The organism is Serratia sp. Sp408 (assembly GCF_057180665.1).
Map to the genome: position 1 here is coordinate 824,725 of NZ_JBXUFT010000001.1, position 20,271 is coordinate 844,995.

The following is a 20,271-nucleotide window of genomic DNA, read 5'->3' on the forward strand; positions in this document are numbered from 1 at the left end:
GAAATAGCTTACCACCCAAGAAAATGGGGATGAGACTATGTTACTTGCCGCGGTGCAGAGCACAAGCAGAAATCACCGGATTGGTGCAACATTTCTTGCATCGCGGCATGGGTGTCGTTGCAGGGAATAAAGAAGCAGGAAAAAGCCGGCCTGAGGGGCTGCCGGCTGTAGTTCAACTGGCCTTTTTCACCAGCGGCAAGTCAAAGGCCTTGCGCAGCGCCTTGACAAACGCCTGGTCCTGGCAAATGGTCTTGCCCGGGCTGTCGGACAGCTTGGCGACCGGTTTGCCTTTGCACTCCACCAGTTTGATAACGATATTCAGCGGTTTGACGTCAGGAATATCGCAGGTGAGGCGGGTGCCGATGCCGAACACCAGATTGATGCGCTGATAAAAGTGGCGATACAACGCCAGCGCTTTGTTCAAATCCAGATTATCGGAAAACACCAGCGTTTTACTCATCGGATCGATGCCGAGTTTCTGGTAATGGGCGATGGCTTTTTCGCCCCATTCGAACGGATCGCCCGAGTCGTGACGCAGCCCCTGATAGCGTTCGGCAAACTGCGGGCCGAAATCGCGCAGGAAGGCATCCATGGTGATGCAGTCGGTGAGCGCAACGCCCAACTGATCCGGATATTCATCCAGCCATGCTTGCAGCGCGGCGCGTTGACTATTGGCCAGCACCGGACTGATCTGCTGATGCGCCTGGAACCATTCGTGTGCCTGGGTACCGACCGGCGTCAGGCCGAGCCGGTGCGCCAAGTCGTAGTTGCTGGTGCCGACGAGATAAGGAAATTCCTGTTTTAGCGTGCTGACTATTGCCTGCTGTACCCCTTGCGAGAAGCGCCGGCGGCTACCAAAGTCCATCAGTCGGAAGCGGGAAATATCCAGATCGCCTGCCAACTGCTTGAACTGTATCAACTTGGCGCGCAATTGTGCGACCGCATCGTCCGGCGTCACCTGCGGGGAGCGGTGACGGTGCACCACTTCGCTGATCACCGCCAGCAAGGGGACTTCCCACATGATCACTTCACGCCATGGTCCGGCAATGCGGATCTGCAGGTGCCCATCGTGGTCATCAATGCTGACCTGCTGCGGGTCATAGCGGAAGTTGCGCAGCCAGTTAAGGTAATCCTGGCGGAAAAACGGCAAACCGGACAGATACTGGTATTCGGCATCCGTTAGCGCCAACTGACTCATCAGCGCGACTTGCGCACGGATCTCGTCGGCATATTCACCCAGCAGCTCGTCTCCGCGGCAGCGGAACTCGGCCGCGACGGTGATCGCGGGATAGCGATGGAACACTGCTTGCTGCATATGAAGCTTGTAGGCATCAGTATCAAGCAGTGATGTCAAAATCGGGGAGGCGTATTGAGTCATAGCGCGTTACAGCATCCTCGTCAGGCGCGTGTCCAAATCTGGATATACCCATCATGTCTCAAGCGTTTTCTCTCTATATAGAGGAGAGCGGCGATCGTTGCGTTTACCCTGGTCACAGCCCGTGCCGTGCCCTTGAGGATCCGCCCGCTCGCTATTGCGATGCTGCTTGACGCCATGGGGTATGCTCACAAAAGAGCGAGGAGTATACCCGGATTATCCTGTTATTGAAGCGCCATCACACCATAAATTACCGCACAGGGTCGAGGATTAAACGTGCGCTTGCCGGGCACCACGACGCGGCAGCAAAAGTAAAAGCCAGATAAACCAATAAAGTGAGTAACTTAGTCGAATTAGCGATAGAAATTATAAGGTTAATTATTTTAAACAACTGATTTTATCCGCCGTACTGGCGTGGCATTTTTTGTGCCAAGACGCAACATCGCTGTAATGCTGTTGCAGGGGGCTCTGGTAGTGCCATCGCTGCGACATTAAATGCTGCATATTGCGCAAAGTGCCGATGACACCGCTAGCAGGGGGATGATGAATGATGATCCGCTTCTAATTTCTGCTTGCCATCGCGGGTCGTCTCTGGGTTTTTTTTGTGGCTGTGATACAGTTTATTCACAATCGGGCCTGCGGGGTTCCCGTACGTCGCTGCCGTCACGCCGAGCGACCAGGCGTCGGCCCGCCACCTGTAACTCACTGAGACGTCAAAGGGTTTGTATGACACAACAGCCACAGGCGAAGTATCGCCACGATTATCGCGCGCCGGATTACACCATTACCGACATTGATCTGGACTTTGAACTGCATGCGGAAACCACGCGCGTGACCGCCGTTAGTCAGCTCAAGCGCCAGGGGGCGGCCGGTGCGTCACTGGTACTGGACGGGGAAGATCTGACGCTGGTGAGCCTGCAGATCGATGGGCAGCCGTGGAGCGCCTACCGTATTCAGGATAACCAACTGCATATTGACGAGCTTCCAGAGCAATTCACCATGACTATCGTCAACGATATTCATCCGGCAAAAAACAGCGCGCTGGAAGGGTTGTATCTGTCTGGTGAGGCCTTGTGTACCCAGTGTGAAGCCGAAGGCTTCCGACACATTACCTATTATCTCGATCGCCCCGACGTGTTGGCGCGTTTTACCACCCGTATCGTGGCGGACAAACAGCGTTATCCTTTCCTGTTGTCCAACGGCAACCGTATCGATCAGGGCGAACTGGCTGACGGCCGCCACTGGGTAAAATGGCAGGATCCGTTCCCCAAACCGTGCTACCTGTTTGCGCTGGTGGCCGGTGATTTCGACGTGCTGCAGGACAATTTCATTACCCGTTCCGGCCGTCAGGTGGCGCTGGAACTGTTTGTCGATCGCGGTAATCTGGATCGCGCCGACTGGGCGATGACCTCGCTGAAAAACGCCATGAAATGGGACGAAACCCGTTTCGGGCTGGAATACGACCTCGACATCTATATGATCGTCGCGGTGGATTTCTTTAATATGGGTGCGATGGAAAACAAAGGGTTAAATATTTTTAACTCTAAATATGTGCTGGCCAAGGCCGAAACGGCCACCGATAAAGACTATTTGAACATTGAAGCGGTGATTGGCCACGAGTATTTCCATAACTGGACCGGCAACCGGGTAACCTGTCGCGACTGGTTCCAGCTCAGTCTGAAAGAGGGGCTGACGGTGTTCCGCGATCAGGAGTTCAGTTCGGATCTGGGGTCACGCGCGGTAAACCGTATCGACAACGTGCGGGTGATGCGCGGCGCGCAGTTTGCCGAAGACGCCAGCCCGATGGCACATGCCATTCGCCCGGACAAAGTGATCGAAATGAACAACTTCTACACCCTGACGGTGTATGAGAAAGGATCGGAAGTGATCCGCATGATGCATACCCTGTTGGGGGAGCAGAATTTCCAAAAGGGCATGCAGCTGTATTTTGAACGTCACGATGGCAGCGCGGCCACCTGCGATGATTTTGTGCAGGCGATGGAAGACGCCTCCAACGTCGATCTGTCGCTGTTCCGTCGTTGGTACAGCCAATCAGGCACGCCAACGCTGACGGTGCGCGACGAATATAACGCCGAGCATCAGCAGTATCGTTTGCACGTCAGCCAGCACACGGCACCGACCGCCGATCAACCTGAGAAGCTGCCGCTGCATATTCCGTTGAACATCGAACTGTATGACGCCCAAGGGCAGGTGATTGCGCTGCAAAAAGATGGCCTGCCGGTTAACAATGTGTTGAACGTGACCGAAGCGGAACAGACTTTTGTCTTTGATGGCGTCGAGCATCCGCCAGTGCCGTCGCTGCTGCGTGAGTTTTCGGCGCCGGTGAAGCTGGATTATACCTACAGCGACAAGCAGCTGACCTTCCTGATGCAGCATGCGCGTAACGATTTTGCCCGTTGGGATGCCGCGCAGAGCCTGCTGGCCACCTACATCAAACTGAACGTCGCCAAATATCAGCAGAAGCAGCCGCTCACCTTGCCGTTGCATGTGGCCGACGCGTTCCGCGCGGTATTGCTGGATGAAAAACTGGATCCGGCGCTGGCGGCGCAGATCCTGACCCTGCCGTCAGAAAGTGAAATTGCCGAGCTGTTTACGGTCATCGATCCGAGTGCGATCGCGGCGGTGCATGAGGCGATTACCCGTTGTCTGGCGCAAGAAATGACCGACGAATGGCTAGCGGTCTATCACCACAACAAGACCGACGGCTATCGCGTTGAACATGGCGACATTGCCAAACGCGCGTTGCGCAATACCTGTCTGCACTATCTGGCCTTTGCCGATGAGCAACAGGCTGACCGTCTGGTGGCCGAACAGTTCAAGCATGCCGATAACATGACCGACTCGCTGGCGGCGCTGGCAGCGGCGGTGGCGGCGCAGTTACCGTGTCGTGATGCGCTGATGGCCGCGTTCGACCAGCGTTGGCATCAGGATGGTCTGGTGATGGACAAATGGTTTGCGCTGCAGGCTACCAGCCCGGCCGCCGACGTACTCGCCACGGTGCGCAGCCTGCTGCAACACCGTTCATTCAGCCTGAGCAACCCGAACCGTACCCGTTCGCTGGTGGGCGCCTTTGCCGCAGCCAATCCATCAGCGTTCCACGCCGCAGACGGTAGCGGTTATCAGTTCCTGGTAGAAATCCTCAGCGATCTGAACACCCGCAATCCGCAGGTGGCAGCGCGTTTGATCGAACCACTGATTCGTCTCAAGCGTTACGATACCGGGCGCGAGGCGCTGATGCGCCAGGCGTTGGAGCAGTTGAAGGCGCTGCCAAATCTGTCTGGCGATCTGTTTGAGAAGATCAGCAAGGCGCTGGACGCCTAATCGACGCCATCAAACGGCCTGATTGAGCGTAAAAATGCCGTTCGGTTAACCCTGAACGGCATTTTTTATTGATGGCTATGGCCAATATTTCAATTCGCTGCGTGCCGCGGGAGCTGCTGCGCCGCTGGCGGCGACAGTACCCGCTCCAGTAGCTGCGCTTCAAGCTCCGCCAACTTTGCCGATCCTTTGCGGCGTGGACGTGGCAGATCGATGGTCAGATCCAGCCCAATGCGGCCTTCCTCAATCAACAGTACCCGGTCGGCCAGGGCGATCGCCTCGCTGACGTCGTGGGTCACCAGCAGCACGGTAAAGCCATGCTGTTGCCACAGACTTTCGATCAATCCCTGCATTTCAATACGCGTTAATGCATCAAGTGCGCCCAGCGGTTCATCCAGCAGCAGCAGACGCGGGCGGTGGATCAGCGCGCGTGCCAGCGCGACGCGTTGTTTCTGTCCGCCGGACAGCGCGGCCGGCCATTCATGAGCGCGATCGGCCAGGCCTACCGTTGCCAACGCCTGCTGCGCATCTGCGCGCCAGTTACCGTGCAAACCGAGCCCGACGTTATCGATGACCTTTTTCCACGGCAGTAGCCGGGCGTCCTGGAACATCAAGCGGGTATCATCCTTGGCGCTGCTGAGTGGGGCGTTGTTGCCGGTCAGCAGCTCGCCGCTGCTGGCTTTTTCCAGCCCGGCCAGCAAGCGTAGCAGCGTGCTTTTACCGCAGCCGCTGCGTCCTACCACCGCGACGAACTGCCCGGCGGTGATGCGCAGTTGCACATTTTCCAATACGGTGCGCTTGCCGTAACGCTTCTCGATGGATTGCAGAGTGACCGGCGTACCTTGTGGAATGCGGGTGGGCGTCGTCGTCATAATGCTTCTCCGTGTTTCAGTTGATAGGCCGGGTGCCAGCGCAACCAGACGCGTTCAAGCAACTGGGCGCTGAGGTCCGCCAGTTTGCCGAGCACGGCGTACAGCACGATCGCCACCACCACGATGTCGGTTTGCAGAAACTCGCGGGCGTTCATCGCCAGATAGCCAATACCTGAATTGGCGGAGATGGTTTCGGCGACGATCAGCGTCAACCACATAAAGCCGAGCGCAAAACGCACGCCAACCATGATTGACGGCAAGGCGCCGGGCAGTACCACCTGGGTGAACAGCCGAAAACCGCTGAGGCCGTAGCTGCGCGCCATTTCCAGCAGGCCGCGATCGATATTTTTAATGCCGTGATAGGTATTCAGGTAGATCGGGAACAGGGTGCCCAACGCGACCAGAAAAATCTTGGCGGACTCGTCAATGCCGAACCACAGGATCACCAGCGGGATCAAGGCCAGATGCGGCACGTTACGGATCATTTGCACCGAACTGTCCAATAGCCGCTCTCCCCAGCGCGACAGACCGGTAATAAAGCCCAGCAGCAGACCGAGACTGCCACCGATGCTAAAACCGATAAACGCGCGCCAGCTGCTGATGGTCAGGTGTTGCCACAGTTCGCCACTTTCGGTCAGCGACCAGAAGGCGCCGATCACGGCGCTGGGCGCCGGCAGAATGCGGTTCGACAGCCAGCCGACGTCGACCGAAAATTGCCACAATGCCACTAACGCTACCGGCAGCGCCCACGGGGCCAGGCGGTATAGCAGACGTTGTACGTTGTTTGTCATGGGACGCTCCTCAGCTCTGGGCCGCCTTCTGCGGCACGTAAATATTAGCGACCACTTCACCCTGCGCCTTGACCGCGCGCAATGGCGCTGGGGCTGCGTTGTTGGCCAAATCCAGATGCGGGAACAGCAGTTCACCGACGCGGTAGGCCTCTTCCAGGTGCGGATAGCCGGACAGAATAAAAGTATCGATACCCAGATCGGCATACTCCTGTATGCGCGCTGCGACCGTCGGGCCGTCGCCAACCAGTGCAGTGCCAGCCCCTCCGCGCACCAGACCGACACCGGCCCACAGATTGGGGCTGATTTCCAGATTGTCTTTTTTGCCGCCGTGCAGTTCTGCCATGCGGCGTTGGCCAACCGAGTCAAAGCGGGCAAAGGCTTGTTGCGCATCGGCAATGGTCTGATCGTCCAAATTGGCGATCAGTCGATCGGCAGCGCGCCAGGCCTCATCGGTGGTTTCACGCACGATGACGTGCAGCCGAATGCCGAAACGCACCTTGCGTCCTTTCGCCGCCGCTTTGGCGCGCACCTGCTCCAGCTTTTCCCTGACCTGTGCCGGCGGTTCGCCCCAGGTCAGATACAGTTCGACCTGATCGGCTGCCAGATCCTGCGCTGCCTCAGAGGATCCGCCGAAATACAGCGGTGGTCGCGGTTGCTGCACCGGTGGGAACAGCAGTTTGGCGCCTTTGACCTGAATATGCTTGCCCTGGTAATCAACGGTTTCACCTTCCAGCACCTTGCGCCAGATATGGGTGAATTCCGCCGAGGCTTCGTAACGCTGCTCGTGGTCGAGGTGCAGTCCTTCTGCTGCCAGCTCATCGGGATCGCCGCCGGTCACCAGATTGAACAGCGCGCGACCATGGGAAAGCCTGTCCAGCGTGGCGGCCTGCCGTGCCGCCAGGGTCGGCGAAATAATACCGGGGCGCAGCGCCACCAGAAACTTCAGGCGCTGGGTGACCGGGATCAGCGAAGCGGCCACCAGCCACGAATCCTCGCAGGAACGCCCGGTGGGGATCAGCACCCCGCCAAAGCCCAGTCGGTCCGCCGCTTGGGCGATCTGCTGCAGGTAACCGTAATCGACGCTGCGGGCACCTTCGGACGTCCCCAGATAATGGCCGTCTCCGTGGGTGGGCAAGAACCAGAAAACATTCAGACTCATGATTTATTCTCCTGTATCACTGGGCGCTGGGCTGCCAGACGCGTTGTGAAATATCGACCTTGACCGGAACCAGATGGTTGGCATAGAACAGATCGGCGGTTTGCTGTTGTGCTTTGATGATTTGCGGGCTGAGCGGGGCGATCGACGTTGGCGGGCGATGATCCAGGTAGGTGGCGATCACCGGTTCCGGCAGTCCCATCGCCTTGGACAGCAATGTGACGCTTTGCGCCCGATCGCTACGGGTGAGAGCATCGGCCTGCGTCAGCACGTTCAATATCTGTTGAATGAAGGCGCCATGGGCTTCGGCATAGGGGCGCGCTGCCAGATAGAACGAACCGGTCTGGTTGAGATTACTGCCGTCGGTCAGTACCTTCACGCCGCCTTGCAACAACGCGGCAGAATAATAAGGATCCCAAATCGCCCAGGCGTCCACGTTGCCTTGCTGGAAGGCTGCGCGGGCATCGGCCGGCGTCAGATACACCGGCTGAATATCAGTGAACTTCAGGCCGGCGCGCTGTAACGCCCGCAGCAGGAGATTGTGCGAGCTGGAGCCTTTTTGAAAGGCAACCTTGCGACCCTTCAGTTCGGCGACGTCTTTGATTGGACTGTTTTCCGGCACCAGGATCACTTCTGCCTTCGGTTTTGCCGGCTCGACGCCGACGTACAGCAGATCGGCGCCGGCGGCCTGGGCAAAGATCGGCGGTATATCGCCGGTGCTGCCCAAATCGATGCTGCCGACGTTCAGCGCTTCAAGCATTTGTGGGCCAGCGGGGAATTCTACCCAACTGATGTTGACCTTGGGGAAACGCTGCTCAAGCATCCGGTGGGTCTTGGCCAATACCAGACTCACCGAACCCTTTTGGTAGCCGATACGCAACTGCTGTGGTTCATGATGCGGTGCGGCCGCGACGCCGGTTGTCGCCAGCGCCAGCAGTCCGGCCAGGGTGCCGCCAAACCAGCGGCGTAAGGAAGAAAATCGCTTCATTATTACTCCTGATTATTGTATCGGCGTTATGCGGTTTGCCCGGTCAGCAACGTCGACTTGGCCTTGACCGTAGGCGGCTTGCGGCGGCCTAGCGCCAGATAAAAACTCTCCAGTGCTTCTTCCAGCCGCAGGGAAACGCTTTCCGCCAGCGTTGCTTCACTGCCGTTCAGTGCGATCTGGCTGTCATCGGCGAACACTCCGTGCAGCACTTCCTGTGCTTTCAGCGCCGCCAGTACCGGCTTGAGCGCATAGTCCACCGCCAGCATGTGACCAACCGAGCCGCCGGTAGCCAGTGGCAACACCACCTTGTGCTCAAGCGCACGTTCAGGCAGCAGATCCAGCAGGGTTTTCAACGCGCCGGAGAATGAGGCTTTGTACACCGGCGTGGCGATCAACAGGCCGTCAGCCTGCGCCAGCTGTTCGGCAAAAGCTTTTACTGCCGGGCTGGCGAAGTTGGCGTACAGCAGATCGTCGGCGTTAAAGTCATGCAGGTTATACGCGACGACGTCCACGCCCTGTTGTTGTAACCAATGCTGGCTGAGCGCCAGCAACGCCGCTGAACGTGATGGAATGCGTGGGCTGCCGGCCAGTGATATAACGCGCATGATCACTCCTTATAACTAAAAGTTAGGTTTAATTAATAAATGCTTGGTAAGAGTTCTAAAACTAACAGCAAAGACGCGCGTTGTTTAAATCTCATTTTTTGATTTTGTTATGCGCAAATGTGAATTGACGGCACAACCTACGGCGGCAAGGAAAACGGTTGCGTAAAAAAGACCTTTTTTGCGTTTAATCAATTCCAATTACCCAGGGGATCCCGGATAATACGCCCCCGGTTTGCAACGTTCCCCAACCGCAGGCAGGCGACGTGGGTAGGGTGGGCGAGCAACAAATACACAGCGTGAAGCATGCTGGTCATCACCGGGAAATCAGGAGCGTACATGTACTACCCCCTCATCAGGAAAGCGTTGTTCCAGCTCGATCCAGAGCGAGCGCATGAATTGACCTTTCGCCAGCTGCGTCGTGTAACCGGCAGTCCATTGGCGTTTCTGGTCCGCCAGTCGGTGCCGACCAAGCCGGTGAGCTGTATGGGGTTGTCGTTTAAAAATCCGTTAGGTTTGGCTGCCGGTCTGGATAAAGACGGCGAATGTATAGACGCCTTGGGCGCGATGGGATTTGGCTTTATCGAAGTCGGCACCGTAACGCCGCGCCCACAGTCAGGCAATGACAAGCCACGCCTGTTCCGCATCGTTGAGGCCGAAGGGTTGATCAACCGCATGGGGTTTAACAACCGCGGCGTGGATAACCTGGTTGAAAACGTCAAACGTTCGCACTTTGGCGGCATCCTGGGGATTAATATCGGCAAGAATAAAGATACGCCGGTTGAACAGGGCAAAGACGATTATCTGATCTGCATGGATAAAGTTTATCCGTATGCCGGTTATATTGCGATCAACATTTCTTCGCCAAATACACCAGGACTACGATCCTTGCAGTATGGTGAAGCGCTGGACGATCTTTTAGCCGCAGTTAAAAATAAACAGGCAGAATTACATGCGCGCCATCACAAATATGTGCCGGTGGCGGTAAAGATCGCGCCGGATCTTTCTGAAGAAGAATTGATCCAAATAGCGGACAGTTTGCTGCGCCATAATATAGACGGCGTTATTGCCACCAATACTACGCTGGATCGCAAACTGGTGCAGGGCTTGAATTACTGTGAGCAAATGGGGGGCTTGAGTGGCCGTCCTTTACAGTCGCGCAGTACCGAAGTGATCCGCCGATTGTCACAAGAGTTGCAAGGCAGGCTGCCTATTATCGGCGTCGGTGGGATTGATTCTCTGACCGCGGCACGAGAAAAAATAGCGGCCGGGGCAACGCTGGTGCAAATTTATTCCGGATTTATCTTTCATGGCCCACGTTTGATTAAAGATATCGTTACGTATATCTAATATTTTTCCTTTCATTTGTTGCCGGGGGTTTATTTCTTCCCCCGGCTCGTCTATATTTTGTTCGTTAGCATAAATATCGTTCGCAGATTTATCCGATGTTTAAGCGGCTTTTATGGTGATAAAATCACCTTATTGGGGTAAATACGGCGTTGGCTTGTGGCGAGAAGGGATAAACAATGAAGATAAAACCTGACGATAATTGGCGTTGGTATTTTGACGCCGAACACGATCGGCTGATGCTCGATTTGGCCAATGGGATGATCTTCCGTTCACGTTTCCCGGCCAAAATGCTTACCCCGGACGCATTCGCCGAATGCGCTTTTTGCGTTGACGACGCCGCGCTTTATTTCACCTATGAAGAACAGTGTAAGCAAATCAAGCTCAGCCATGAGCAACGGGCTGAACTGGTATTAAATGCGTTGGTGGCTTACCGTTTTCTAAAACCCCTGATGCCAAAGAGCTGGCATTTCGCCCAGCAGCATTTCCCGTTACAGCCGAAGAATGGCGAACTGGCGGCGGTCAAGGTGATGGAAAGCGGCGAAGATGCTCGCCTGTTGGTGGTGGAGGCCGGTGACAACGCCAGCCTGTGTCTGCTGGCGCAATATCAGCTGTCAGTGGCCGGCCGCACCATGGTGCTTGGCGATGCCATCAAGGTGATGCACGATCGTCTCAAACCCTGCTCGCAGGATAATGCAGCGGCGCCGGCCTACGATCGGGCGGTATGATTACGCCAGCTGGATATCGGTTTTAGGAATACAACTGCACGACAGTATGGTGCCGTTATTCGCCACCGCGCTTTTCTTCAGCGGTGCCACTTCGCCACCGATCAGCGTCAACCGGCAGCTGCCGCAGATACCTGCTCGGCAAGAATAGGGTATGTGCAACCCTTGCTGTTCCAGCTGTTCTAACAGAATTTGCTGATTATTCCCGGTGAACACCGTGCCCTGGTAGTCAATGGTCACCTGCTGCGCGTTGTCCTGCGGCGCCTGCACGCTTTCGACAACGGCGCCTGCGCCATACGGGCGTGGCGGCTTGCTTGATAACACCTCTACCGCATCGCCGACGCGAATTACGCCGCTGTTGCGCGCAATCATATTTTGACCGAAATCGACATCACCGTTATCCGCCGTGCGGAATTGTTGCAGCGTATTCAAGGGTTCGCCGCTGGGGTGCTTGCGACCACGCTCGATGCTGATGGTGGTCAATACGCAGCGACTGCACGGTTTGACCAGATCAAACATCACCTCGCCAATGCGGATCACCTGCCAGCCGTCTTCGGCCCACGGGCTGGCGCCGCTGACCACCAGGTTGGGGCGGAACTGCTCCAGTTTGATGCTGCCGGGGCAGCGTTGCTGCAGATCGTGGAATGAGGCTTCATTAACCAGCAGAAACGGATAGCCGTCGGCGAATGACAGCGGGATTTCCGGGTGCTTTTTAACCCGACGGCTAAGTTGCGGCCCCAGCCAGCGCAGCTGCACGTCGCGTTGAAAATAGCCGCTGAGCCACTGGTTGATCGCAGGCGGTGCGATGGACGCGGTAAAGTGGTTGCCCCAGACTTCGGTCGGTTGCCCATCGTCACTGAAATCGCTGAAACGAACGGTGGCGCTTGCGCCGTCCGGCGCAGCCAGGTAAAGACCGTCGGCTAACAAGGCCGGCGTGAACAACACCATCTGCGGATATTGGCGAGCGGTAATAAAGGTGCCATCGGGAGTGGTGACCATAAAACTGCGGTCAAACGCCAGGCCATGGCTGGCAACCTGCGCATGCGACAGCTGCAAGCCGCGCATGGATTTAACCGGATGTACATAAAGCCTGGATAGCGTGATCATCCTAATCTGCCTATTGTTAATTAGGGAAAAAGGCAACTTTATGACAAGCGATGGGGTTTAGCCATAGCCATTGTGCAACAAGCGGCACCTTGGCGAGCGCTGAAGCGCCGGCGCCTCCCGGCGCATTCCTCCCTGGGAGCGGCTAAACGCTGGCGTAATAGGCGCCCCCATCCCTGCCGCCTCAATGCAACGCGGATTATTTAGGGTATAATGCGCGACAATTTTCTTTTTGGTGATAAGTACGATATGAACTCTCTGTTTGCCAGCACGGCGCGTGGACTGGAAGAACTGTTAAAAAGCGAACTCGAACGGCTTGGCGCTCACGGCTGCAAAGTGGTGCAGGGTGGGGTACATTTTCAGGGTGACGATCGTCTTCTGTACCAAAGCTTACTGTGGAGCCGCCTGGCTTCGCGCATTCTGTTGCCGCTAAATGAATTCCGCGTGCACAGCGATCTGGATCTTTACCTTGGCGTTCAGGCGATCGACTGGACGGAAATCTTTGACGTTGAAAGCACCTTCGCCGTGCATTTTAGCGGCGTCAACGAAGAGATCCGCAATAGCCAGTACGGCGCATTAAAAGTGAAAGATGCCATTGTTGACAGCTTCACGCGCAAAATCGATCGTCGTCCGACGGTGGCGAAACAACAGCCGGATATCCGCATTAACGTGTTCCTGCAGCGCGATATGGCCAGCGTGGCGCTCGATCTGAGTGGCGAAGGCCTGCATCAGCGCGGTTACCGCGATCTCACCGGTCAGGCGCCGCTGAAGGAAAATCTCGCCGCTGCCATTGTGCAGCGCTCCGGTTGGCAGCCGGGAACGCCGATGCTCGATCCGATGTGTGGCTCCGGTACCTTGCTGATCGAAGCGGCGATGATCGCGGCGGATCGCGCTCCGGGTCTGCACCGCCAACATTGGGGATTCAGCGCCTGGCATGGCCACAACCCGGATCTGTGGCGCGAAGCGGTAAGCGAAGCCCAGGTACGTGCGCGCCGTGGTCTGCAAGAAACCACCTCACGCTTCTTCGGCTCGGATATTGACCGCCGGGTGATCGAGATGGCGCGCGCCAACGCGCGACGCGCCGGTGTCGCTGAATTGATCGCCTTTAACGTTAACGACGTCAGCAAAGTAACCAATCCGCTGCCGGAAGGCCCGTGTGGCACCGTGGTCAGCAACCCGCCTTACGGTGAGCGTCTGGAAAGCGAACCGGCGCTGATTGCCTTGCACAACATGCTGGGTCGCATTATGAAAAGCGCCTTTGGCGGTTGGCAACTGTCGCTGTTTAGCGCGTCGCCAGAGCTGTTGAGCTGCCTGCAATTGCGTGCCGAACGCCAGTTCAAGGCCAAAAACGGCCCGTTGGACTGCGTGCAGAAGAACTACCAGCTGGCGGCCAATCCGCAGGGCAGCGGCGGCGTACAGGTGGCGGAAGACTTCGCCAACCGCTTGCGCAAAAATCTCAAGAAACTGGACAAATGGGCGCGACAGCAGGGCATTGAATGCTATCGCCTGTATGACGCCGATTTGCCGGAATACAACGTGGCGGTAGATCGCTACGGCAGCAAAGTGGTGGTGCAGGAGTACGCGCCGCCAAAAACCGTCGATGCGCAGAAGGCGCGTCAGCGTCTGTTCGATGTGATTAACGCCACGCTGGCGGTGCTCGATTTGCCGTCCAACCAACTGGTGCTGAAAACCCGCGAGCGGCAGAAGGGCAAAAGCCAGTATGAAAAACTGGCGCAGAAAGGTGAGTTCCTGCTGGTGGAAGAGTACAACGCCAAGCTATGGGTCAACCTGACCGACTATCTTGATACCGGTCTGTTCCTCGATCACCGTATTGCCCGCCGCATGCTTGGCGAGATGAGCCAGGGCAAAGACTTCCTCAACCTGTTCGCCTATACCGGCACCGCCAGCGTGCACGCCGGCCTGGGCGGCGCGCGCAGCACCACCACGGTGGATATGTCGCGCACCTATCTGGAGTGGGCAGAGAAAAACCTGCGCGCCAACGGTCTGACCGGGCGACAGCACCGTTTGATACAGGCCGACTGCCTGTCCTGGTTACATAATGCCGACGAACAGTTCGACGTGATCTTTATCGATCCGCCGACGTTCTCCAACTCCAAACGGATGGAGAACACTTTTGACGTTCAGCGCGATCACCTGGCGCTGATGAAAGATTTGAAACGGTTACTGCGTCGCAACGGGACCATCATGTTCTCGAACAACAAGCGCGGTTTCCAGATGGATCAGGCCGGCTTGCAGGCGTTGGGACTGGTAGCGAAAGAAATTACCGCCCAGACGCTGTCGCAGGACTTTGCCCGCAACCGTCAGATTCACAACTGCTGGCTGGTAACCCATGCCGGCGAAGGAAAATAATTACTATGTCGTTAATTAGCATGTCCGGCGCCTGGCTGTCTTTCAGCGATGCGCCGCTTTTGGATAACACCGAAATTCACATTGAAGACAACGAACGCGTTTGTCTGGTCGGGCGCAACGGCGCCGGCAAATCAACCTTGCTGAAGATCCTTGGCAAGGAAATCCCGCTGGATGACGGCCGGGTGATTTACGAGCAGGATCTGATCGTGGCGCGTCTGCAACAGGATCCGCCGCGCAACATTGGTGGTACGGTGTTTGATTTCGTCGCCGAAGGGGTGGCGGAGCAGGCTGAACATCTGAAAGCCTATCATGCCATTTCACACCTGGTGGAAACCGATCCGAGCGAGAAAAACCTGACGCGTATGGCGCAGATTATGGAAATTCTCGATCATCAGGGGCTGTGGCAGCTCGATAGCCGCATCAGCGAAGTGCTGGCCCAACTGGGCCTGAATGGCGACGCGCAGCTTTCCTCGCTGTCCGGCGGCTGGCTGCGCAAGGCGGCGCTGGGCCGGGCGCTGGTGAGTTCCCCACGCGTGCTGTTGCTGGATGAGCCGACCAACCACCTGGACATTGAAACCATCGACTGGCTGGAAGGCTTCCTGAAGGAATTCCAGGGCAGCATCGTGTTCATTTCGCACGACCGCTCCTTTATTCGCAACATGGCAACGCGGATTGTCGATCTGGATCGCGGCAAACTGGTTTCCTGGCCGGGCGACTATGACCTCTATCTGACCAGTAAAGAAGAAGCGCTGCGGGTAGAAGAGCTGCAAAACGCCGAATTCGACCGCAAGCTGGCGCAGGAAGAAGTGTGGATCCGTCAGGGGATCAAGGCGCGTCGTACCCGCAACGAAGGGCGCGTGCGCGCACTGAAGGCGCTGCGCAACGAACGCTCTGCACGCCGTGAAGTGATGGGTACCGCCAAAATGCAGGTGGAAGAAGCGGTGCGTTCCGGCAAGATTGTGTTTGAAATGGAAGACGTCAATTATCAGGTTGGCGGCAAAGTGCTGGTGCGCAATTTTTCTGCGCAGGTGCAGCGCGGCGACAAAATTGCCCTGGTTGGCCCGAACGGCTGCGGTAAAACTACCTTGCTGAAACTGATGCTCGGTCAGCTGAAAGCCGACAGCGGCCGCGTGCACTGCGGCACCAAACTGGAAGTGGCCTACTTCGATCAACACCGCGCCGAACTGGATCCGGAGCGTACGGTGATGGACAACCTGGCCGAAGGCAAGCAGGAGGTAATGGTCAATGGTCGCTCGCGTCACGTGCTGGGCTATCTGCAAGACTTCCTGTTCCACCCGAAACGCGCAATGACGCCGGTGAAGGCGCTGTCCGGCGGCGAGCGCAATCGCCTGCTGCTGGCCCGCCTGTTCCTCAAACCAAGCAATCTGCTGATCCTCGATGAACCAACCAACGATTTGGACGTCGAAACGCTGGAACTGTTGGAAGAGCTGATTGACGGCTATCAGGGGACGGTGCTGCTGGTCAGCCACGATCGTCAGTTCGTCGATAACTCGGTTACCGAGTGCTGGATCTTCGAAGGTAACGGCACGATCAGCACCTTCGTCGGCGGTTATTACGATGCGCATCATCAGCGAGCGACCGCCAAGCCGATTCGTCAGGCCGCCCCGGTGAGTCAGAACAAACCGGTAGAGAAAAAAACCGAGCAACCGAAGAAGCCGGCTGCCAAACTGAGCTATAACCTGTTACGTGAGCTGGAACAATTGCCACAGCGCCTGGAACAGTTGGAAGCCGAGATTGAAGCATTGCAGGCGCAGGTTGGCGATGCGAACTTCTTCTCGCGACCACACGCCGAGACGCAGCAGGTATTGACCGATTTGGCGGCGGCGGAAGGGCGCCTGGAAGAGGCCTTCGCGCGCTGGGAAGAGCTGGAAGCGATGAAAAACGCCTGACAAATAAATGCGCCCGCACGCTGCTGCGGGCTATTTTTGTGCTATCGGCCTGAGGTCGGGGGAGGAATAGGGTGTGTTCCCAGCAGAATCATATGCAGCATAGCCATGCGAGCAACGGCGAGCCGCCGCAAGAGGGCCTGATGTTATGCCCGCAGTGCGACATGCTGGTGGCCTTGCCGCCGTTGACCTATGGCAGCAAGGCGGTGTGCCCGCGTTGCAAAACGACGCTCAGTGCCCGTTGGGAAGAGCCGCGCAAACGACCTATCGGCTACGCCCTCAGCGCCCTGTTTATGCTGCTGTTAGCCAATATATTTCCTTTCGTGAATATGCGCGTTGCCGGTATCGGCAACGAAATCAAACTGATCCAGATCCCGCAGGTGATGGTGGCCGAAGATTACGCCAGCATGGCCACGCTGTTTATGGTATTTGTCCAACTGATCCCGGCGTTTTGCATGCTGGCGATTATCTTGCTGTGCGCCAGAGTGCGGATGCCGTCGCGCCTCAAAATCTGGATGGCCAAGGTGCTATTCCAGTTCAAAACCTGGTGCATGGTGGAAATTTTCCTCGCCGGCGTGTTGGTGAGTTTCGTCAAACTGATGGCGTACGGCGATATCGGCGTTGGCACCAGTTTTGTGCCTTATTGCCTATTCTGTCTGTTGCAGGTGCGCGCCTTCCAGTGCGTCGATCGCCGCTGGCTGTGGCAGGATATCGAGCCGGCACCGCAGATAACGCGACCGGTGACCGTCGGTCAGGCAGGCATTGGCCAGGGATTACGCTCCTGTTCCTGCTGCACCGCGATTTTGCCGGCTGAACAGCTGCAATGCCCACGTTGCCATACCCATGGTCACGTCCGTCGGCAACACAGTCTGCAATGGACGTTGGCGCTGCTGTTTACCTCGCTTATCCTCTACGTACCGGCGATGCTGTTGCCGATCATGGTGACCGAGGCGCTGGGCAACAAAATGCCGTCGACGGTGATGGCTGGGGTGATCCTGCTGTGGGGCGAAGGTTCCTACCCGGTGGCGATGGTGATCTTCATCGCCAGTATCATGGTACCGACGCTGAAAATGGTTGCTATCGGCTGGCTGTGCTGGGATGCCAATCGCCAGGGTAAACCGCGGGCTGACAGCGAACGGATGCATCTGATTTATGAAGTGGTTGAGTTTGTTGGCCGCTGGTCAATGATCGACGTGTTTGTCATTGCCGTGTTGTCGGCATTGGTACGTATGGGACAATTGATGAGTATTTATCCTGCTACTGGCGCGCTGCTGTTCGCCATGGTGGTGATCCTCACTATGTTTGCTGCCATGACGTTTGATCCCCGTCTGACCTGGGATCGCGTAAATGAAACAATAAAGAAGGAGCCGCAAGGTGACGGAAAATAATCATAGCGTCGCGGATATTGAAAAGATCAAACGCTGGTCGCCGGTGTGGATTATTCCCATCGTCACGGCGCTGATCGGTGCATGGATCCTGTTTTACCACTTTAGCCACCAGGGACCGGTGGTAACGTTATACACCACTACCGCAGAGGGGCTGGAAGCCGGTAAAACCCGAATCAAAAGCCGCAGCGTCGACGTCGGTACGGTAGAAAGCGTGACGTTGAGCGAGGACTTGAGCAAGGTGCTGATTCAGGCTCGCTTGAACTCCGGCATGGAAAAACTGTTGCGACAGGATTCCGCCTTCTGGGTGGTGAAGCCGCAAATAGGCCGGGAAGGGGTTTCCGGCCTTGGCACTTTGTTATCCGGCGCCTATATCGAGTTGCAACCGGGTAGCAAAGGCAAAGAAGGTAAAGAGGAATACCAACTACTGGACGCACCGCCGTTGGCGTCGCCTGACGCTAAAGGGCTGCGTATCGTACTGGACAGCGACAAGTCCGGTCAGTTGAACGCCGGCGATCCGGTACTGTTCCGCGGTTATCGCGTCGGCTCGGTAGAAACCAGCTATTTCGATCCCAAACTGCGCGCCATGCGCTATCAGCTGTTTATTACCGCGCCTTACGATCAGCTGGTGACCAGCAACGTGCGCTTCTGGAAGGACAGCGGCGTGGCGTTCGACATGTCGGCGCAGGGCATGCGGGTTGAAATGGGCTCGCTGGCGACGCTGTTCAGCGGTGGCGTCAGCTTTGACGTACCGGATGGCTGGGAACGTGGCACCAAGGCACAGGAAAAGGCGGAATATCAGCTGTACGACAGCCAGCGCAGCATCCAGGATTCGCTGTACACCGTGCACAAAGATTACCTGTTGTTCTTCTCTGATTCGGTTCGTGGCCTGCAACCGGGCGCGCCGGTCGAATTCCGCGGCATCCGTCTGGGCACCGTGGCGCAGGTACCGTTCTATAAACCGGGGATGGAGCAGCGTCTTGACAGCGATTACCGCATACCGGTGCTGATCCGTATCGAACCGGATCGCTTCCAGAAGCAGCTCGGTAACAACTTCGACATGGAAAAACACCTGAAAGACGCCGAAGCGCGTGGTTTGCGTGCCGCGTTGAAATCCGCCAACCTGCTGACCGGCTCGCTGTATATCGATCTGGACTTCTATCCACAGCAAAGTGCCTGGAAAGGGCCGCGTGAACTGTTCGGTTATCCGCTGCTGCCAACTACCAGCGGTGGACTGGCGCAGATACAGCAAAAACTGATGCAGACGCTGGACAAGATCAATGCGATGCCGTTGAACCCAATGATTAATGAAGCGACCAAAACGCTGTCGGAAAGTCAACGCACCATGCGCGAGACGCAGCAGACCATGAAGTCGCTCAATGACATCATTGCCAGTAAGGCGATGAAAGAGCTGCCGCAGGATATGCAAAAAACATTGCAGGAACTGAATCGCAGCATGAAAGGTTTCCAGCCGGGCTCGCCAGCCTACAATAAGATGGTTGGCGACATGCAACGTCTGGATCAGGTATTGCGTGAGCTGCAGCCGGTGCTGCGTACCTTGAATGAAAAGAGCAATGCGTTGGTATTTGAAGCCGCGACGAGCGACGATCCTCAGCCGAAGAAGGCCAAAAAATGATGAAATGGATTCCCGTAGCCCTGGCGCTGTTACTCGGCGCCTGTAGCAGTACGCCACAGAAAACCTACTATCAACTGCCGGCTCTGGCGGCGCCGGCGCAGGTCAGCGCCACTACCGCATCGCGCCAGCTGTGGCTGGAGCACGTTAGCGTGGCGGATTATCTGGCGCAGAATGGCGTGGTGTATCAGACCAATGACGTACAGTACGTCATTGGCCAGAACAACCTGTGGGCCAGCCCGCTGGATCAGCAATTGCAGCAGTCGCTGGTCACCAATCTCAGCAACGCATTGCCGGGTTGGCTGGTGTCTTCACAACCGATGAACAGCGATCAGGATGTGCTGAACGTCACCATCACCGGTTTCCACGGGCGTTATGACGGCAAGGCCATTATCCGTGGCGAATGGGTGCTGAAACATCAGGATCGGGTGGTCAAGCGGCCGTTCAATCTGGAGCTGACGCAGCAGGAAGACGGCTACGATGCGTTGGTGCGCGCCTTGGCTACCGGCTGGCAGCAAGAAGCGCAGGCGATAGCCGCTCAGGCCGGACGCCTGTAGTGGGTATCCCCGAGGCCGGGCATTCCCGCCTGGTGCCGTACGGGGCGTATAACCTGTTCTAAAACAGTCTAACGGCATGCCGGTGAGAAAGATTGACGTCGTCTCACCGGCTTTTTTATC

At 56.8% G+C, this 20,271-nt stretch carries 15 protein-coding genes; 8 read left to right on the forward strand and 7 right to left on the reverse strand.

Annotated elements, in window-relative coordinates:
• Positions 1-172: 172 nt before the first annotated feature.
• Entirely contained in the window at positions 173-1,378 is a 1,206-nt protein-coding gene (pncB, locus tag AC2AXP_RS03910; RefSeq protein ID WP_004964747.1) for a nicotinate phosphoribosyltransferase, read from the reverse strand.
• A 723-nt stretch (positions 1,379-2,101) separates the two neighbouring features.
• Here pncB and pepN point away from each other — a divergent pair.
• Positions 2,102-4,717, forward strand: a complete 2,616-nt coding sequence (pepN, locus tag AC2AXP_RS03915; protein ID WP_484381422.1) for an aminopeptidase N — start codon at positions 2,102-2,104, stop codon at positions 4,715-4,717.
• Between the two features lie 89 nt (positions 4,718-4,806).
• Here the strand turns inward: pepN and ssuB are convergent, their stop codons facing one another.
• From ssuB to ssuE, 5 genes are read right to left on the reverse strand one after another with little or no spacing between them, the layout of a single operon-like run.
• Complete coding sequence (gene ssuB, locus AC2AXP_RS03920) at positions 4,807-5,586, reverse strand: aliphatic sulfonates ABC transporter ATP-binding protein (RefSeq protein WP_004964738.1); 780 nt, start codon at positions 5,584-5,586, stop codon at positions 4,807-4,809.
• Entirely contained in the window at positions 5,583-6,377 is a 795-nt protein-coding gene (gene ssuC, locus AC2AXP_RS03925; RefSeq protein WP_484381423.1) for an aliphatic sulfonate ABC transporter permease SsuC, read from the reverse strand. The genes ssuB and ssuC overlap by 4 nt, the downstream gene beginning before the upstream one ends.
• Positions 6,378-6,387: 10 nt before the next feature.
• A complete protein-coding gene (gene ssuD, locus AC2AXP_RS03930; protein WP_004964733.1) occupies positions 6,388-7,536 on the reverse strand; it encodes an FMNH2-dependent alkanesulfonate monooxygenase in 1,149 nt (382 codons plus the stop codon).
• A gap of 16 nt (positions 7,537-7,552) precedes the next feature.
• Positions 7,553-8,521 carry a sulfonate ABC transporter substrate-binding protein gene (locus AC2AXP_RS03935; RefSeq protein WP_004964730.1) on the reverse strand — a complete coding sequence of 323 codons (969 nt, stop codon included), beginning with the start codon at positions 8,519-8,521 and terminating at the stop codon, positions 7,553-7,555.
• Between the two features lie 26 nt (positions 8,522-8,547).
• Positions 8,548-9,126, reverse strand: a complete 579-nt coding sequence (gene ssuE, locus AC2AXP_RS03940; protein WP_039992250.1) for an NADPH-dependent FMN reductase — start codon at positions 9,124-9,126, stop codon at positions 8,548-8,550.
• A 336-nt stretch (positions 9,127-9,462) separates the two neighbouring features.
• Between ssuE and pyrD the strand changes: the two genes are divergently transcribed.
• Positions 9,463-10,473 (forward strand): quinone-dependent dihydroorotate dehydrogenase, encoded by a 1,011-nt coding sequence (gene pyrD / locus AC2AXP_RS03945; RefSeq protein ID WP_484381424.1) that lies wholly within the window; start codon positions 9,463-9,465, stop codon positions 10,471-10,473.
• Between the two features lie 176 nt (positions 10,474-10,649).
• Positions 10,650-11,198, forward strand: a complete 549-nt coding sequence (locus AC2AXP_RS03950; protein WP_004964723.1) for a cell division protein ZapC — start codon at positions 10,650-10,652, stop codon at positions 11,196-11,198.
• Here the strand turns inward: AC2AXP_RS03950 and AC2AXP_RS03955 are convergent, their stop codons facing one another.
• Positions 11,199-12,302: a YcbX family protein gene (locus AC2AXP_RS03955; RefSeq protein ID WP_484381425.1), complete on the reverse strand. Its 1,104-nt coding sequence runs from the start codon at positions 12,300-12,302 to the stop codon at positions 11,199-11,201. It lies immediately after the preceding gene.
• Positions 12,303-12,548: 246 nt separating this feature from the next.
• On the opposite strand from AC2AXP_RS03955, the gene rlmKL reads away from it, so the two are divergent.
• The 5 genes from rlmKL to pqiC all read left to right on the forward strand — a co-directional run bounded on the left by rlmKL (position 12,549) and on the right by pqiC (position 20,151).
• Positions 12,549-14,669, forward strand: a complete 2,121-nt coding sequence (gene rlmKL / locus AC2AXP_RS03960; protein WP_088499919.1) for a bifunctional 23S rRNA (guanine(2069)-N(7))-methyltransferase RlmK/23S rRNA (guanine(2445)-N(2))-methyltransferase RlmL — start codon at positions 12,549-12,551, stop codon at positions 14,667-14,669.
• Positions 14,670-14,674: 5 nt separating this feature from the next.
• Complete coding sequence (locus AC2AXP_RS03965) at positions 14,675-16,579, forward strand: ABC transporter ATP-binding protein (RefSeq protein ID WP_004964714.1); 1,905 nt, start codon at positions 14,675-14,677, stop codon at positions 16,577-16,579.
• Positions 16,580-16,671: 92 nt separating this feature from the next.
• Entirely contained in the window at positions 16,672-17,964 is a 1,293-nt protein-coding gene (gene pqiA, locus AC2AXP_RS03970) for a membrane integrity-associated transporter subunit PqiA (RefSeq protein ID WP_004964711.1), read from the forward strand.
• The gene (pqiB, locus tag AC2AXP_RS03975) at positions 17,951-19,597 is read left to right on the forward strand and encodes an intermembrane transport protein PqiB (RefSeq protein ID WP_273867424.1); all 1,647 of its coding nucleotides are present in this window, start codon (positions 17,951-17,953) and stop codon (positions 19,595-19,597) included. Before pqiA ends, pqiB begins: the two co-directional genes overlap by 14 nt.
• Positions 19,594-20,151 carry a membrane integrity-associated transporter subunit PqiC gene (gene pqiC / locus AC2AXP_RS03980; RefSeq protein WP_004964706.1) on the forward strand — a complete coding sequence of 186 codons (558 nt, stop codon included), beginning with the start codon at positions 19,594-19,596 and terminating at the stop codon, positions 20,149-20,151. Before pqiB ends, pqiC begins: the two co-directional genes overlap by 4 nt.
• Positions 20,152-20,271 lie beyond the last annotated feature (120 nt).

What these genes read in the sequence shown, in the direction of transcription:
- pncB (WP_004964747.1), bottom strand. Translation starts at nt 1,378, where the DNA reads ATGACTCAATACGCCTCCCCGATTTTGACATCACTGCTTGATACTGAT.
- pepN (WP_484381422.1), top strand. Translation starts at nt 2,102, where the DNA reads ATGACACAACAGCCACAGGCGAAGTATCGCCACGATTATCGCGCGCCG.
- ssuB (WP_004964738.1), bottom strand. Translation starts at nt 5,586, where the DNA reads ATGACGACGACGCCCACCCGCATTCCACAAGGTACGCCGGTCACTCTG.
- ssuC (WP_484381423.1), bottom strand. Translation starts at nt 6,377, where the DNA reads ATGACAAACAACGTACAACGTCTGCTATACCGCCTGGCCCCGTGGGCG.
- ssuD (WP_004964733.1), bottom strand. Translation starts at nt 7,536, where the DNA reads ATGAGTCTGAATGTTTTCTGGTTCTTGCCCACCCACGGAGACGGCCAT.
- AC2AXP_RS03935 (WP_004964730.1), bottom strand. Translation starts at nt 8,521, where the DNA reads ATGAAGCGATTTTCTTCCTTACGCCGCTGGTTTGGCGGCACCCTGGCC.
- ssuE (WP_039992250.1), bottom strand. Translation starts at nt 9,126, where the DNA reads ATGCGCGTTATATCACTGGCCGGCAGCCCACGCATTCCATCACGTTCA.
- pyrD (WP_484381424.1), top strand. Translation starts at nt 9,463, where the DNA reads ATGTACTACCCCCTCATCAGGAAAGCGTTGTTCCAGCTCGATCCAGAG.
- AC2AXP_RS03950 (WP_004964723.1), top strand. Translation starts at nt 10,650, where the DNA reads ATGAAGATAAAACCTGACGATAATTGGCGTTGGTATTTTGACGCCGAA.
- AC2AXP_RS03955 (WP_484381425.1), bottom strand. Translation starts at nt 12,302, where the DNA reads ATGATCACGCTATCCAGGCTTTATGTACATCCGGTTAAATCCATGCGC.
- rlmKL (WP_088499919.1), top strand. Translation starts at nt 12,549, where the DNA reads ATGAACTCTCTGTTTGCCAGCACGGCGCGTGGACTGGAAGAACTGTTA.
- AC2AXP_RS03965 (WP_004964714.1), top strand. Translation starts at nt 14,675, where the DNA reads ATGTCGTTAATTAGCATGTCCGGCGCCTGGCTGTCTTTCAGCGATGCG.
- pqiA (WP_004964711.1), top strand. Translation starts at nt 16,672, where the DNA reads ATGCAGCATAGCCATGCGAGCAACGGCGAGCCGCCGCAAGAGGGCCTG.
- pqiC (WP_004964706.1), top strand. Translation starts at nt 19,594, where the DNA reads ATGATGAAATGGATTCCCGTAGCCCTGGCGCTGTTACTCGGCGCCTGT.